The following is a 15,243-nucleotide window of genomic DNA, read 5'->3' as shown; positions in this document are numbered from 1 at the left end:
CCCGGGAGTTTAGTGACGAGGCCCGGGCCGCTGGCTGACGTGCAGATGACAAATCTGTCATCTGCAGGGGCTTCGACAGGCTCAGCCCGACCCTTCGACAGGCTCAGGGCGAACGGAGGGGCGTCAGGGCGTCCCGAACGTGACCTGCGTCGCGACGATCCGCGTGCCGTCCAGCGACGGCACGCCGGTCACGGTGGCGCGCCGGCCGTCCACCAGGTCGGCTGCCACCCCGCCGCTGAACGTGGTGCCATCGTCGAACACCACCGGCGTGTTGCGGATCCGGAAGCTGCGCGCCGCCGCATCGAGCTCCTGCACCGCGCCGACCAGCGCGAAGCTCGCGATCGCCGGCACGCTGTCGTCGTGCACGATGACGCGCGCCGCCACCAGCGTGCCGGCCAGTGTGGCGCCGAACACGCCGACGCGCGCGCCCAGCACCACCTTGGCCTCGTCGCCATCGAAGTGCGCACCGACGGCGTCCACCGCGATGCCGTTCACCTTGAAGCTGCGCGAGCTGACGATCTCGGTCACCGTGCCCTCGACGCGCGCCACCGGGTGGTCGGCGAGCATCAGGTCGGCGGTGCGCACCGAGGTGGCGGCCAGTTGCGCGTTGTCCGGCAGCAGCCGCACGCTGAGGAAATCGCCGATGTCCGCCGGCGGCACCGCGTTGCCGGCCACGCTGCCGACACCGATCACCTCGCTGCCCAGTGTCAGGCTCGGGGCCTGCGGATCGCGCGCCGCGACCACGCCGCGGATCTTGTAGAACGACGCATCGGGCAGTTGCTCGACCCGCGTGGCCGCGTACTGGCGCGTCAGCGGGTCGTACTGCGAATACACCTGCACCGTCATGCCCGGCACCAGCGCGCTGAAGCCGCCGGTCAGGCTGCCGTCGTACAGCGTGCGCGCGCCGACGATCACCGTCTGGCCGAGCACGACGAAGCTGCCGCCGACCGCATCGACCGATGCCACCGGGCCGACCAGGTCGCTGACGACGCGGATCGCCAGCGCCGTCGAGGTGGCCTGCGTGCCGCTGGTGTCGAGCGTGCCGCCCTCGACGATCACCGTCATGCCGAGCTTCAGCTGGTCCTTCGTGAGCAGCGCGCCCTGCTCGTCGCGGATCTCGGCGCTGTCGTCGTCGAAGCGCACGTCGTTGACGAAGATCGAGCCGAGCCCGCTGATCGGGCCGGACGCGATGATGCCGGTGCCGCCGCTGTCGACGCCGCCGCCGCAACCGGCCAGGTGGGTGATCAGCAGCGCGGCGGCCAGGAGCCCCGCGGTCAGGCGGCGGCGGCGCGAGTGGCTCGAGGGGCGGTTGTTCACGATGGGTCGGGCTCGTCGGGTGAAGGGGCTGCCGCCGCGGGCGCGTCGGCATGGAAGGTGTACAGGCCGATGCGCGCCCGGCGCAGCGGCGGGTCGCCGGCCTGGTGCGCGCGCTCGTCGGCGTCGATCATGTCGGTGAGCTGCGGCACCAGGGCGGCCATCAGCCCGCGCCATTGCTCGGTGACCAGCCCGCGCAGCTGCGCGACCGAGTCGGCACTGAGGCCGTCGGCGAACAGCGCCTGCTCGAAGTGGGGCGGCTTCTCGCCGGCGCTGCCGGCCGCGAGGTTGGCGACCGCGGCCGCCAGGTGGTCGCCGACGTTGTGGCCGACGAAGCCGAGCAGGCGCGACTGGTCGGCGCTCGGCACGAAGGAATCGCGCTCCAGTGTCACGGTGTCGGTCACCGGGTCGAAGCTCGCGAGGCCGAGCCGGCACAGCTCCTCGAGCAGGCTGCGCGGGTGCACGTCGCGCGTCACCGAGCGCGCCAGCTCCTCGAAGCTTGGCGCCTTGCCCTGGCGCGGCAGCGCCTTCGGCCGGCCGTCCTTGTCCTGCAGGCGCCGGCTGCCCATCCACTTCGTGAAGACCTGGGTGGCCGGCGAGCTGCGCGCGGGCACCTCGGCCGGCGGGGCGTGCGTGATGCGCGTCACCTCGCGGCGCGTCAGGCCGGTGGTGGTGCTGATGCGGCTGATGTCGCGGCTCGCCTGCGCGCCGGAATGCGCCTCGCGCGCGGCGGCGACCAGCGATCGCTTCAGCGCCTCGGCCAGCAGCGGGAAGCCGTGGCCCCGGTCGAGACACAGCTGCGCCAGCGGCAGCAGCAACCGCTCGAGCGCCTGCTGGAAGGCGGCCTCGGTGTCGTCCGGCGTCGTCATGGCTTCAATGTGCAACATGCACATTTGATCACGCTTTCGCAATCCCCGGTTTCCCGGGGCTTGTCATCGTGTGTCATGGAATCTACAGTGAATGTGCTAATTGCACATTTGCACATTCACTGGAAAAGCTTCGATGAACACCTTCTTCACCCGCCGGGCCATGGCGGCAGCGACCCTGCTTGCAACACTGGTGGCCGCCGTGGCGCTGCCCGGCTGCGGCGGTGGCTCCGGCGACGACGGCGGCGGGACCGGCCGGGTGCGCCTGGTCAACGCGACGACCGACTACGCGGCGCTCGATTTCTACGCCAACGATGTGCTGCAGACCAAGGACACCGCGTCGTTCACCGCCGGCGCGTACTCGCCGGAGATCGGCGCCGGCACGGTGACGATGGCGCTGAAGCGCAGCGGCTCGGCCTCCACCGCCGTGAGCGTGAGCCGCACGGTGGCCGGGAACGGCAACCACACGCTGGTGGCCTACAGCACCGAGACCTCGCTGCGCGCGATGTACCTGAACGACGCCGAAGCGGCGCCGGCAGCGGGCCAGGCGAAGCTGCGCCTGTTCAACGGCGCGGTCGAGGCCGGCGCGCTCGACCTCTACGTGTTCCCGGCCGATGCCAGCCTGGCCGACCAGAGCGCGGCGCTTTCCGCGATCCCGACTGACACGCTGAGCGTCTACAAGGAGTTCGTGAAGGGCGCGTGGCGCATCGTCGTGACGGGCGCCGGCAACAAGGCCGACGTGCGGCTGGACCTGCCGTCGGTGACCTTGGCCGACCAGCAGATCGTCACGCTGGTGGCCACCGCCACGCCGGGCGGCGTGCTGGTGCACGGCCTGCTGCTGAACCAGCGCGCCGAAGCGGTGGCGCAGAAGAACACGCTGGCCCGCGTGCGCGTGGTGGCGGGCGTGGCGGCCGGTGGCGCGGTCTCGGTGCAGGCGAACGGCGTCGCGCTGGCGAGCGGCATCACGTCGCCGGCGATCGTGCCGTACACGACGATGCCGGCCGGTGCGGTGACCGGCGAACTGCGCGTGAATGGTGGGACCGCCATCGCGCTGCCGGCGTTCACCGCGCAACCCGGTGCCGACGTGACGCTGATGGTGCTGGGCACGGCGGCCGCGCCGAGCGCCTTCGTGCTGCAGGACAACAACAAGCCGGCCGGCGCCGGCAACGCGAAGCTGCGCCTGGTGCACGGCGTGAACGGCCTGGGCGGCAACGCGACGCTGACCGCCGACTACGGCCTGGTCGCGAGCGACATCCCGTTCGGCCAGGCGTCGGTGAGCGCGAGCCTCGTGGTCGGCAACCCGATCCGGCTGGAAGTGACTTCGCCGGCCTCGGCCGCGCGCTTGTTCCTCAACGACGAGGCCAACCTGCAGGCGACCAAGGTCTACACGGTGTTCATGCTCGGTGACGCCGCCGCACCGGTCGGGACGCTGGTGCGCGATCGCTGAGCCCAGTGCGACAGCGGCTGTCGCCATCCGGTGACAGCCAAAAAGTCGTTGCGCGACAGGCACTTGGCGAAGACGCTGGGTTGCGCTGTCGCTGCATGGCGACAAAAACACCGGTCCGGACGACCGTTTGAGCGTCAGATACGGGCAAACCCTTTGTTACTCGCGGCAAGTCGTTGATAGCAAACGACTTTTTCTGCTGGCACGCGCGTTGCGCTGTCATGGCATCGCAGCCGTTTTCACGGCCTTGTTTTGCCAGACAGGAACCTCGTTTTGTCCGTTGCCCGCCGTCTCCCCGCGTTCTTCGCCCCCGCCATTCGCCGATCCGCGACAGGGGTGCGCGCGCTGCTGCTGCTCAGCCTCGCCGGCCTGGCCCACCAGGCCCATGCCTTCGGCTTCGACGATGTCGCCGAGCGTGCCCGCCAGGCGGCCACCCGCGCCTACGCGCCGGTCACGGTCAAGCTGCCCGATGAGCTGAAGAACCTCGACTACGACCAGTACCGCGACATTCGCTTCAACCCGYAGAAGGCGTTGTGGCACCGCGAGAACCTGCCGTTCGAGCTGGCCTTCTTCCACCTCGGCAAGTTCCAGACGCAGCCGGTGTCGATCAACGAGATCGCGCCGGATGGCCGCGTCAACCACATCGCGTTCGACCGCAACGACTTCGACTACGGCAAGAACAAGCTGACGCAGAAGGGCTGGGGCGACCTCGGTTTTGCCGGCTTCCGCGTGCACTACGCGCTGAACAACCCGGCCTACAAGGACGAGCTGGTCGTCTTCCTCGGTGCGAGCTACCTGCGCGCACTCGGCAAGGGCCAGCACTACGGCATGTCGGCGCGCGGGCTGGGCATCGACACCGTCGGCGGCAGCGGCGAGGAGTTCCCGCGCTTCAGCGAGTTCTGGATCGAGCGCCCGGCGCCGCAGGCGACCACGCTGGTGATCCACGCACTGCTCGATTCGCCGCGCGCGACCGGGGCGTACCGCATCACGCTGCGCCCCGGGGAAGAAACAGCCATCGACGTGCAGGCCCGCCTGTTCCTGCGCGCCGGTGTCGCGACGCTCGGCTTGACGCCGCTGACCAGCATGTTCGCGCACGGCGAGAACCAGCCGAAGGCCGGCGACTTCCGCCCCGAGGTGCACGACTCCGACGGCCTGATGCTGGCCACGGGCGACGGCAAGGGCGGCGGCGAATGGCTGTGGCGCCCGCTGGTCAACCCGAACCGCACGCTGGTGACCTCGTTCTCGATGGCCGAGCTGAAGGGCTTCGGCCTGATGCAGCGCGACCACGCCTACACCAGCTACGAAGACACCGAGGCGCAGTACGAGCATCGCCCGAGCGTGTGGGTCACGCCGCAAGGCAAGTGGGGCCCGGGCCGTGTCGAGCTGCTGCAGCTGCACACGCCGGACGAGACTGACGACAACGTCGTCGCGTACTGGGTGCCCGACAGCGTGCCGGCGCCGGGCCAGCCGATCGATTTCGCCTACCGCATGCAGTGGCAGGGCGAGCGCCAGCAGCGCCCACCGGCCGGCTGGACGGTGCAGACCCGCCGCGGCCACGGTTTCGTCGACCGCAAGACGGTGCTGGATCCGCGCGAGGTGCAGTACGTCGTCGACTTCGACGGCCCCGCACTGCGGGCACTGCCGGCCGATGCGCCGGTGAAGGCCGTCGTCAGCGCCGGCAGCAACGCAAAGATCGTCGAACGCAACGCCTATCGCAACCCGGCGACCGGCACCTGGCGCATGACCGTGCGCGTCAACCGCCTCCAGCTCACGCAACCCGCCGAGCTGCGAGCCTTTCTCCAAACCGGCGACAACGCCTTGACCGAAACATGGACCACGATCATTCAACCCGAGTGAGCGCCGACCGATCCGCACCGGGCGCCAGCATGCCGCGCATGAACCGCGGCTCGATGGTGGCTCAGCCGTGGCGTGGTTTCACGCGCAGCCTGGGCGACCTGCTGGTCGGCTCGCTGGCCGGCCTGGGGCGCCTCGTTCAACCCGGCGCACGCGCCGTCGCGGCTGAGCCGCCGGCGGCCCCCGAAGCCTGGGAGCTGGCTGCCAAGGCGCGCCGCCGCGTGCTGCTCGGCCTGGTCGCGTTGTCGGCCGCCGGTGCCACCGCGCTGCTGGCCACCGTGCTGCCGCAGCACGAGAGCGCCTGGCTGCGCAACCTGCAGATCGGCCTGTACGCGCTGTTGTTCGCCTGGGTGTCGGCGGGCTTCTTCACCGCGATGATGGGCTTCTGGGTGCTGTGGCGCGGCGACCGGCATGCGATGTCGGCGGCCTCGGTCGGCAACGAGCCGATCCACAAGGGCGCGCGCACCGCGATCATCATGCCGATCTGCAACGAGCAGGTCTCCACCGTGTTCGCCGGGCTGCGCGCGACCGTCGAGTCGCTGGCCGCCACCGGCGCGTCGAGCCTGTTCGACGTCTACGTGCTGTCGGACACCAACGACCCCGAGATCCGCGCTGCCGAGCTGGCCGCCTGGGCCGAACTGCGCGCCGAGAGCGGGYTGGCCGATCGCATCTATTACCGCTGGCGCACCATCCGCACCAAGCGCAAGGCCGGCAACGTGGCGGATTTCTGCCGCCGCTTCGGCCGCGACTATCGCTACATGGTGGTGCTGGATGCCGACAGCGTGATGAGCGGCGACTGCCTCGTGAAGCTGGTGCGGCTGATGGAAGCCAACCCTAACGCCGGCATCCTGCAGACCGCGCCGCAGGCCTGCGGTCTCGACACGGTGCATGCACGCTCGCAGCAGTTCTCGGGCCGCGTCGCGGGCCGGCTGTTCACCGCCGGCATGCAGTACTGGCAGCTGGGCGAATCGCACTACTGGGGCCACAACGCGATCATCCGCGTCGAGCCGTTCATGAAGCACTGCGGCCTCGCGCCGCTGAAGGGCCATGGCGGCCTGAGCGGCGAGATCCTGTCGCACGATTTCGTCGAGGCCGCGCTGATGCGCCGGGCCGGCTACCACGTGTGGCTGGTGCACGACCTGCACGGCAGCTACGAGCAGCAGCCGCCGAACCTGCTGGAAGAGCTGCAGCGCGACCGCCGCTGGTGCCAGGGCAACCTGCAGAACGCCCGCCTGATCGCCGAGCCCGGCCTGCATGGCGTGCACCGCGCGATGCTGCTGACCGGCGCGCTCGCCTACCTGTCGGCACCGCTGTGGCTGGCCTTCGTGCTGCTGGGCGCGGGGCTGTGGATGTTCGGCGGGCACCCGGTGTTCGGCGCGGCGCGCGAGCTGCCGGTCGAGATGGCTCTGCTGTGGTTCGCCACCGCGGTGATGCTGGCGATGCCGCGCGTGATGGGCGTGGCCGCGATCGTGATGACGAAGCAGCAGCACCGCTATGGCGGCACCGCCGCGTTGATCCAGGGCGCGCTGCTGGAAGGCGGACTCTCGGTGCTGCAGGCGCCGGTGCGGATGATGGCGCACACGCTGTTCGTGATCGTCGCGCTGACCGGCCTGAAGCTGGACTGGAAATCGCCGCCGCGGGAAGCGAGCGACATCGGCTGGGCCGATGCGGCGCGCCGCTTCATGTTCATCAGCGGTGGCGTGGCCTTGCTGTCGGCGCTGGTGCTGTGGGTGCAGCCGCAGGCCACGCTGTGGCTGGCGCCGATGGGCCTGCCGCTGTTGCTGGCGGTGCCGCTGGTGGTGCTGACGAGCCGTTCCGGCCTCGGCCAGCGCCTGCTCGCCAGCAAGCTGCTGCTGACGCCGGAAGAGCATTCGGCACCGACCGTGCTGCGCCGGGCCTGGGCCCATGCGCGCCGCGCGGCGCCGCTGCGCCAGTTCCGCGATGCGTTGAACGACCCGTGGCTGTTCGACGTGGTGCGCGGTGCGATGGGCCCGCGCAATACGGGCTGGGGCAGCCGTGGCAAGGCGCGTCGCCTGCTGGTGAAGGGCCTGCTGGCCGACCAGGACACCGAGCGCCTGAGCAAGGCCGACCGGATGCGCCTGCTGAGCGAGCCGCAGACGATCGTGCGGCTGCGTGATCAGCTGGCCGCCAACGCGAGCCTCGTTCGCACCGAACGGCGCGCCTGATTCACCGCCGGGCGGCGCGGGGCGTGCCTTCGAGGTGCCGCCCCCACGCCCGGCGCAATTGCAGGTCCGACGCGAACCCCGCGTGCTCCGCGGCCCGCGTGACGCTCGCGCCGCCCGACAAGGCTTGGCGCGCCCGCTCGAGGCGGATCTTCTCCACATAGGTCATCGGCGACACCGCCGCATGCTCGGCGAACAGCCGCAGCAGGTGGCGTGTCGTCACATGCGCGGCGTCGGCAAGCGTACCGAGCGTCCAGTCGTCGCCAGGCCGCTCGCACACCGCATCCTGCGCGCGGTGCAACGCCGGGTGGATGTGGTGCCGGTGCGCGAGCAGCGGCGACAGCTCGGGGTCGTTCTGCGTGCGGCGCAGGTAGACCACCAGGTCCTTCGCGACCCGCGCGGCCAGCGCATCGCCGCAGGCCAGCGCGATCAGGTGCAGCGCGAGGTCGATGCCGGCCGTCACGCCGGCGCTGGTGGCGAGCGCGCCGTCGAGCACGAACACGCGGTTGTCGACCACCTGCGCTTCGGGCGCGAGGCGGCGCAGCATCTCGATGAACGCATGGTGCGTGGTGCAGCGCCGCCCGCCGAGCAGGCCGGCGCGGGCCAGCAGCAGCGTGCCGGTGCAGACGCCGACGAGGCGGTGGTCCTCGCCCGATTGCAGCAGCGGGCCGATGTCGCGGCGCAGCCAGTCGACGGTGGCCAGCGTCGCCGCATCGGGCCGGCCGAGGGCGGCGGCGGGCTGGCCGACCACCATCAGCCAGGTCGGCGCGGCGAAGCGGTCGGGCAGCGGTTCGAGCCCGGCGACCTGCAGCCCGACCGAACTCGCGGCCTGCGCCTGCGGCCCGACGAAGCGCAGCCGGAAGCGTTCTGGCCGGCCCTGGTCCGCGAGGTGCGTATCGGCCAGCCGGAAGGCCTCGGCCGGCCCGGCGACATCGAGCAGCAGCGTGCGCGGCGGCACGACGATCGCGATGTCGACGCGGGTCATCGCTGTTCGGGTGGCACGCCGCGCAGGCGTTCACGCAACGCGGCCTGCGTGGCGGGGTCGACCGGGCGGTGCTTCACCATGGTCTCGGCGGGGTAGCGGGCCAGGTGGTTGCCGCCCTTCCAGTCGTTCACCGGCCGCACCGGGCGCGGCACGAAGCCGCCGCCGCAATTCGGGCAGACGTTGCCGAGCACGTTGTCGACGCAGTTCGCGCAGAAGGTGCATTCGAAGCTGCAGATGCGCGCATCGATCGATTCCGGCGGCAGCGCGGTGTTGCAGTGTTCGCAGGTGGGGCGGAGCTGGAGCATGGCGGGCTTTCGTGGCGGGAGGATGCCACGATAGGCCGGCAGGCCCGATTCGTCGCCGCGTCCGCCGACCTGGATCGATCAGTTCCGGACCAAACCCGCTGCCAGTCCCCGCACCGCCGCCCCCGCCGCATCGCGCGCCTGCTCCCACACCTGCTGCTTCCACTGCGGCGTGTCGACGTAGAACGCATCGCGCGTCTGCTGCTTGATCTGCGCGCGCTGGTCGGCCGGCGCCTCGGGGTGGTTCTCGACCCACTGGTCGGCCCGCAACGCCTCGATCATCTGCATGATCGGCAGCGTCCCGTACTCGAGCGCGATGCCGGTGTACTCGGCCTGCGGGCATTCGTCGTAGGCGGCCGACCACATCAGCCCGGTCAGCAGCGGCGAGCTGGAGCTGCCGTCGTAGATCGACGTGATGCCGTCGCCCCACCAGGCGCGGGCCCGCTGCAACGCTGCCGCATCGTCGCGGCACGCGAAGATGCGCTCGCCGACGCCGGTCGGCCCGAGCCCGGTGTGCAGGTCGATCCAGCCGAGCCGTGCAGCACGCCGCCCGTGCTGCTGCAACACATGGCGCAGCGTGACGTGGCTCCAGGTCGGGTTGCGCCCGCCGTAGAACAGGCCCTCGGGGTGGTCGTACTGGCCGCCCGAGACGGCTGCCTGCAACGCCTCCATGCCGCGCTGCTGCACGAACTGGCCGACGCGCATCATCACCTCGGGCGACGGTGGCCACATCGGCGGCACCAGCAGCCCGGCCAGTTCGTCGTAGCCCGGGTTGGCCGGCAGCGGCCGGCTGAAATCGTGGAAGTTGCGGTTCAGGTCGACGTTCTCGTGCGTGGTGCGGCGCCACCACGAGAAGCCGTAGGGGTTCAGCGCGTGGATGTACAGCACCGCCACGCCGGCCGCATGCGCCGACGCGCGCCAGGCCGCATCGCCGAGCAGCCCGACCTGGATGCCCGAGCCGCAGAAGCCCTCGACGCCGTGGCAGGCGCTGCTGATGATCAGCAGCCGGCTCGCATCGGCCGGGCCGTCGCGCACCACGTCCATCGCCAGCGTCTCGCCGTCGCGGCCGAGCAGCGGGTGCACATGGGTCTCGACGTCGAGCTCGGCCGCTTCGGCGGCGGCCAGGAACTTGCCGCGCGCCTCGGCGTAGGTCTGCGCGAACAACGCTTCGGTGTTCATCGTGCCGGCCTCAGCGCCGCGGCTGCGAGAGCCATTGTTCGGCGAGGCGCACCCACAAGGTGGCGCCGAGCGGAATCAGGTCGTCGTTGAAGTCGTAGCTCGGGTTGTGCAGCATGCACGGGCCCATGCCGTGGCCGCCGATGCGGTGGCTGCCGTCGCCGTTGCCGATCAGGAAATAGCAGCCGGGCTTCTCGAGCAGGAAGTAGCTGAAGTCCTCGGCGCCCATCGTCGGCTCGAACTCCTGCACGTTCTCGGGCCCGACCACGTCGGCCATCACGCCGCGCACAAACTCGGTCTCCGCCGGGTGGTTGATGGTGGGCGGGTAGTTGCGGGTGAACTCGAACTCGCAGCTCGCATCGAATGCGGCGCACAGGCTCTCGCTCACCTCCTTCATGCGCTTCTCGATCAGGTCGAGCACCTCGAGCGTGAAGGTGCGCACCGTGCCCTGGATCTCGACGCTGTCGGGCACCACGTTGGTGGCCTCGCCGGCATGGATCATCGTCACCGAGATCACGCCGGCATCGATCGGCCGCTTGTTGCGCGTGATGATGGTCTGGAAGCCCTGCACCAGCTGGCAGGCGATCGGCACCGGGTCGATGCCGTTGTGCGGCATCGCGGCATGCGAGCCCTTGCCGCGGATCACGATGCGGAACTCGTTGCTCGACGCGAAGCACGGGCCGTTCTTCAGTGCGAACTGGCCGACCTTCATGCCGGGCCAGTTGTGGGCGCCGAACACCGCCTCCATCGGGAACTGCTTGAAGATGCCGTCCTTGATCATCTCGCGTGCGCCGCCGCCGCCTTCTTCGGCGGGCTGGAAGATCAGGTAGACGGTACCGTCGAAATGGCGGTTCTTCGAGAGGTGCTTGGCAGCCGCCAGCAGCATCGCGGTGTGGCCGTCGTGGCCGCACGCATGCATCTTGCCCGGCGTGGTGCTGGCGTGCGCGAAGGTGTTCTTCTCGGTCATCGGCAGCGCGTCGATGTCGGCGCGCAGGCCGACGGCCCGGTCACTCGTGCCTGCGGTGCCCTTGACGATGCCGACGACCCCGGTGGTGCCGAGCCCACGGTGGATCGGAATGCCCCAGTCGGTGAGCGCCTTCGCGATCACATCCGCGGTGCGCTTCTCCTCGAAGCAGAGTTCGGGGTGGGCGTGGATGTCACGTCGGATCGCCGTGACGGCCGCGGCATCGGCCAGGATGGACTCGATCAACTGCATGGAAGCGCTCCCTCAGAAGGAGCAAAGCAGTTTACAGGCCTGCCGTAGCCCGGATGCCAATCCGGGGAAGAGTCCGACCGACGCGCACCCGGATTGGCATCCGGGCTACCAGACTCAATGCCGGACTTTGCCTTCCGCCGTCAGGATCGTCATGTCGACGTACTTCGAGCCGGCATGCGACCTGTCGTTGAAATCGATGAAGAAGCCGCCGAGGTTCAGCTCGGGCATGTTCTCCAGCGCCGTCACCAGCGTCTCCGGCGTTGCGTTGCCGCCGGCCGCGCGCAGGCCCTCGATCATCGTGCGGGCGGCGACGAAGCCTTCGATGCCGCCGTAGTTGGGCTCGAACTTCGCGCCCAGCGCCTTGCCGGCCGACAGGTAGTCGGCCGAGATCGGCACGGTGGCGCTGAACGGCAGCGGCATCACCTGGCTGATCGCGACGCCGCGGGCGTCCTGGCCGAGCTCGGCGGYCAGCGCCTGCGTGCCGACGAACGAGACGTTGTAGAAGCTGCCGCTGAAGCCCTGCTTGCGCGCCTCGCGGATGAACGCCGCGCACGACTTGTAGGCGCTGATCAGCACGATCGCATCGGGTTTGTCGGCCAGGATGGTGCCGACGCCGGCCGCCACGTTCACCGTGTTGCGCTCGACCGTGCCCAGGCCCACCGGCTTCAGCTTGTGCGCCGTCAGCGCCGCCGTCATGCCGTCCAGGCCGGCCTTGCCGTAGCTGTCGTTCTGGTAGAAGACGCCGATGCGCTGCATGCCGATCGAGGTGATCTGCTTGACGATCTCGGCGGTCTCGTCGTTGTACGACGCACGCACATGGAAGGCCATGCGGTTGAACGGCGAGCGCAGGGCCTCGGCGCCGCTGAACGGCGCGAAGAACGGCGTGCGCGCCGCGGTGGCCAGCGGCAGCGCGGCGACCGACGTGGGCGTGCCGATGTAGCCGAACAGCGCGAACACGTCGTCTTTCAGCAGCTTCTGCGTGTTCTCGGCGCAGCGGTCGGGCTCGTAGCCGTCATCGACGCTGCGCAGCTCGATCGTGCGGCCGTTGACGCCGCCGCGCGCATTGACGCGCTCGAAGGCGAGCAGCGCGCCTTCCTTGAAGCGCTCGCCCAGCGCGCTGGCCGGGCCCGAGAACGCGGCCGACTGGCCGAGCACGATCTTGGTGGAGGCGGCGGTCGCCAGCTTCGGGAAGGCCAGGGCCACCGGTGCGGCAGCACCCAGGCTCAGGAAATGACGACGTTTCACACTAACTCCAATTCGATGGGAACTACAACTGAGGAGCTCGGCACAACGTGCCCGAGCCCATCAAACGGACGCCGTGGAACCGGCTTTGCCGGGCCACTGGCGGCGCCCCCTTGAGGGGGAGGCGCGCAGCGCCTCGGGGGTGGGCCTACCGGCGGACTTTTCCGTCTTCGGTCAGCATCGAGACGTCGACGAAGCTCGACGCGACGTGGTCCTTCGCACCGAAGTGCACATTGAAGCCGCCGAAGTTCGCGTTCTGGATCGACTCCAGCCCGGCGATCAGCGCATCGCGCGACGGCGCGCGGCCGGCGCGCTTCAGGCCCTCGGCGAACACCTTCGCGGCCAGGTAGCCTTCCATGCTGGAGTAGTTCGGCGTCGCGTCGCCGCCGGCCTTCGCCACCGCATCCAGGTACTCGCGCGAGATCGGCGTGGTGGTCGAGAACGGGAACGGCATCACCTGGCTGATCATCACGCCGCGGCCTTCCTTGCCGAGCTCGTCGGCCAGCGCCTGCGTGCCGACGAACGACACGTTGTAGAAGGTGCCGCCATAGCCGGCCTTGCGGGCCTCGCGGATGAACGCGGCGCACGACTTGTAGGCGCTGATCAGCACCACCGCATCGGGAAACTTCGGGACGATGTCCTTCACCGCCTGGCTGACCGCGACGGTGTTGCGTTCGACCGTGCCCAGCGCCACCGGCGCGAGGTTCAGCGGCTTCAGCGCGCGCGTCACGCCTTCCAGGCCGGCCTTGCCGTACGCGTCGTTCTGGTAGAACACCGCGACCTTGTTCAGGCCGAGCTGCGTCAGGTTCTTCACGATCAGCGCGGTCTCGTCGTAGTACGAGGCCCGCACATGGAAGACCGATTTGCTGAACGGCTCGCGCAGCGCCTCCGCACCGGTGAACGGCCCGAAGAACGGCGTCTTGCTGTCGTTGACCAGCGGCAGCGCGGCCAGCGAGGTCGGCGTTCCCACATAGCCGAACAGCGCGAACACGTCTTCCTTGATGAAGCGGTCGGTGTTGGCCTTGCAACGGTCCGGCTCGTAGCCGTCGTCCAGCGTCTTCAGCTCGATGGTGTGGCCGTTGGCGCCACCGGCGGCATTGAAGGCATCGAAGAACACGCGGGCGCCGCGGTTCATCTGGATGCCCAGCTGCGCCGCCGGGCCGGTGAAGGCGGCGGACTGGCCCAGCACGAGCCGGCGGTCACTTTGAGCCAGCGCCGGCAGCGCCAACACAGCGCTGCCGGCGGCGACGCTCTTGAGAAGTTCACGACGTTTCATGGGGCAAGTTCCGTTGACAAATTTGTTGCAGCTTGTTACGACTCAGCGGGCCGTTTGCTGGGCCGTAAGGATATCCGTCGATATCGGTACAAAACTTACGGTTCATGACCTAGCGGGCACATACATCCGGAAGCATGTGCAATAGTTCCGCGATGAGTTACCGAACTGTTGCGGCAGCGTGCCCGCATGACTGTCCAGACACCTGCGCCATTCGCGTGACCGTTGAGAACGATCGTGCGATCCGCATCCAAGGCGACCCCGATCACCCGACCACGCACGGTGCGTTGTGCACCAAGGTGTCGCGCTACACCGAACGAACCTACAGCCCCGATCGCGTGCTGCATCCGTTGAAGCGGGTGGGGCCGAAGGGCAGCGGGCAGTTCGTGCCGGTGAGCTGGGACGAGGCGCTGTCGGACATCGCCGCGCGCCTGTCCGAGATCGCGTCGCGCGCGCCCGAGGCCATCGTGCCGTACAGCTATGCCGGCACGATGGGCCTGCTGCAGGGCGAGAGCATGGCCGGGCGCTTCTTCCACCAGCTGGGCGCCTCGCTGCTCGATCGCACGATCTGCGCGTCGGCCGGTGCCGAGGCGCTGATGGCAACCTACGGCGGCAAGGTCGGCATGCACGTCGAGCATTTCGCCGAGAGCAAGCTGATCGTGATCTGGGGCAGCAACTCGATCGCGTCGAACCTGCATTTCTGGACCTTCGCGAACGCGGCGAAGCGCAACGGCGCGAAGCTGGTCTGCATCGATCCGCGCAAGACCGAGACGGCCGACAAATGCCACCAGCACATCGCGCTGCTGCCGGGCACCGACGGCGCGCTCGCGCTCGGGCTGATGCGCGAGCTGGTCGTCAACGACTGGCTGGATCCTGACTACATCGAACGCCACACCGAAGGCTGGCCGGCGCTGCGCGAGCGCGCGATGGCCTGGACGCCCGAGCGCACCGCCGAGACCTGCGGCATCAGCGCCGACGAGGTGCGGGGCCTGGCGCGCGACTACGGCACGACCAAGCCGGCCGCGATCCGCCTGAACTACGGCATGCAGCGCGTGCGCGGCGGCGGCAATGCGGTGCGGCTGGTGGCGATCCTGCCGTGCCTGACCGGCGCGTGGCGGCAGCGCGCGGGCGGCATGCTGCTGTCGGCGTCGGGCTGGTTCCATCCCGACAAGGCCGCGCTGCAGCGGCCCGAACTGCTGGCCGGCCGGCGCCCGCGCACCATCAACATGAGCACCATCGGCGACGACCTGCTGCGCGAGGGCTCGGCGGCATTCGGCCCGAAGATCGAGGCGCTGGTGGTCTACAACAGCAACCCGGTCGCGGTGGCGCCCGAATCGCCGAAGGTGGTGAAGGGCTTCGCGCGCGAGGACCTGTTCACGGTGGTGCTC

Annotated in this window: 12 protein-coding genes; 4 read left to right on the top strand and 8 right to left on the bottom strand. The window is 69.7% G+C overall.

Annotation, left to right across the window (positions count from 1 at the left end; genetic code table 11):
• Positions 1-123: 123 nt before the first annotated feature.
• Both AC1D12_RS08760 and AC1D12_RS08755 read right to left on the bottom strand, forming a co-directional pair.
• A complete protein-coding gene (locus AC1D12_RS08760) occupies positions 124-1,317 on the bottom strand; it encodes a DUF5666 domain-containing protein (RefSeq protein ID WP_477839967.1) in 1,194 nt (397 codons plus the stop codon).
• Complete coding sequence (locus AC1D12_RS08755) at positions 1,314-2,183, bottom strand: DUF6502 family protein (protein ID WP_477826683.1); 870 nt, start codon at positions 2,181-2,183, stop codon at positions 1,314-1,316. The genes AC1D12_RS08760 and AC1D12_RS08755 overlap by 4 nt, the downstream gene beginning before the upstream one ends.
• A gap of 133 nt (positions 2,184-2,316) precedes the next feature.
• Here AC1D12_RS08755 and AC1D12_RS08750 point away from each other — a divergent pair, with 133 nt between their 5' ends.
• The 3 genes from AC1D12_RS08750 (at position 2,317) to mdoH (ending at position 7,664) form a co-directional block, all read left to right on the top strand.
• Entirely contained in the window at positions 2,317-3,627 is a 1,311-nt protein-coding gene (locus AC1D12_RS08750) for a DUF4397 domain-containing protein (RefSeq protein WP_477826684.1), read from the top strand.
• 333 nt (positions 3,628-3,960) lie between these two features.
• Positions 3,961-5,481 (top strand): glucan biosynthesis protein G, encoded by a 1,521-nt coding sequence (locus AC1D12_RS08745; protein WP_477839965.1) that lies wholly within the window; start codon positions 3,961-3,963, stop codon positions 5,479-5,481.
• The gene (gene mdoH, locus AC1D12_RS08740; protein ID WP_477839963.1) at positions 5,454-7,664 is read left to right on the top strand and encodes a glucans biosynthesis glucosyltransferase MdoH; all 2,211 of its coding nucleotides are present in this window, start codon (positions 5,454-5,456) and stop codon (positions 7,662-7,664) included. Before AC1D12_RS08745 ends, mdoH begins: the two co-directional genes overlap by 28 nt.
• Before the next feature lies 1 nt (position 7,665).
• Here the strand turns inward: mdoH and AC1D12_RS08735 are convergent, their stop codons facing one another.
• The 6 genes from AC1D12_RS08735 to AC1D12_RS08710 form a co-directional block, all read right to left on the bottom strand.
• On the bottom strand, positions 7,666-8,646 hold the full coding sequence (locus tag AC1D12_RS08735; RefSeq protein WP_477839960.1) for a GlxA family transcriptional regulator: 981 nt from the start codon (positions 8,644-8,646) through the stop codon (positions 7,666-7,668).
• Positions 8,643-8,951 carry a DUF1272 domain-containing protein gene (locus tag AC1D12_RS08730; RefSeq protein ID WP_477839959.1) on the bottom strand — a complete coding sequence of 103 codons (309 nt, stop codon included), beginning with the start codon at positions 8,949-8,951 and terminating at the stop codon, positions 8,643-8,645. The genes AC1D12_RS08735 and AC1D12_RS08730 overlap by 4 nt, the downstream gene beginning before the upstream one ends.
• Before the next feature lie 78 nt (positions 8,952-9,029).
• On the bottom strand, positions 9,030-10,127 hold the full coding sequence (locus tag AC1D12_RS08725) for a M14 family metallopeptidase (protein WP_465110874.1): 1,098 nt from the start codon (positions 10,125-10,127) through the stop codon (positions 9,030-9,032).
• 10 nt (positions 10,128-10,137) lie between these two features.
• Complete coding sequence (locus AC1D12_RS08720; RefSeq protein ID WP_047500051.1) at positions 10,138-11,340, bottom strand: M20 aminoacylase family protein; 1,203 nt, start codon at positions 11,338-11,340, stop codon at positions 10,138-10,140.
• A gap of 114 nt (positions 11,341-11,454) precedes the next feature.
• Entirely contained in the window at positions 11,455-12,585 is a 1,131-nt protein-coding gene (locus AC1D12_RS08715) for an ABC transporter substrate-binding protein (RefSeq protein ID WP_477839956.1), read from the bottom strand.
• Between the two features lie 145 nt (positions 12,586-12,730).
• Positions 12,731-13,858, bottom strand: coding sequence for an ABC transporter substrate-binding protein (locus tag AC1D12_RS08710; RefSeq protein ID WP_477839952.1), 1,128 nt, complete (start codon positions 13,856-13,858; stop codon positions 12,731-12,733).
• A gap of 134 nt (positions 13,859-13,992) precedes the next feature.
• Between AC1D12_RS08710 and AC1D12_RS08705 the strand changes: the two genes are divergently transcribed.
• A partial coding sequence (locus AC1D12_RS08705) for a molybdopterin-dependent oxidoreductase (RefSeq protein WP_477839950.1) occupies positions 13,993-15,243 on the top strand: 1,251 nt, incomplete at its 3' end.

Source organism: Rhizobacter sp. P1_G5, from assembly GCF_056405435.1.
Note: the sequence above shows the minus strand (reverse complement) of the source record. Positions and strands in the feature narration are given on the sequence as shown.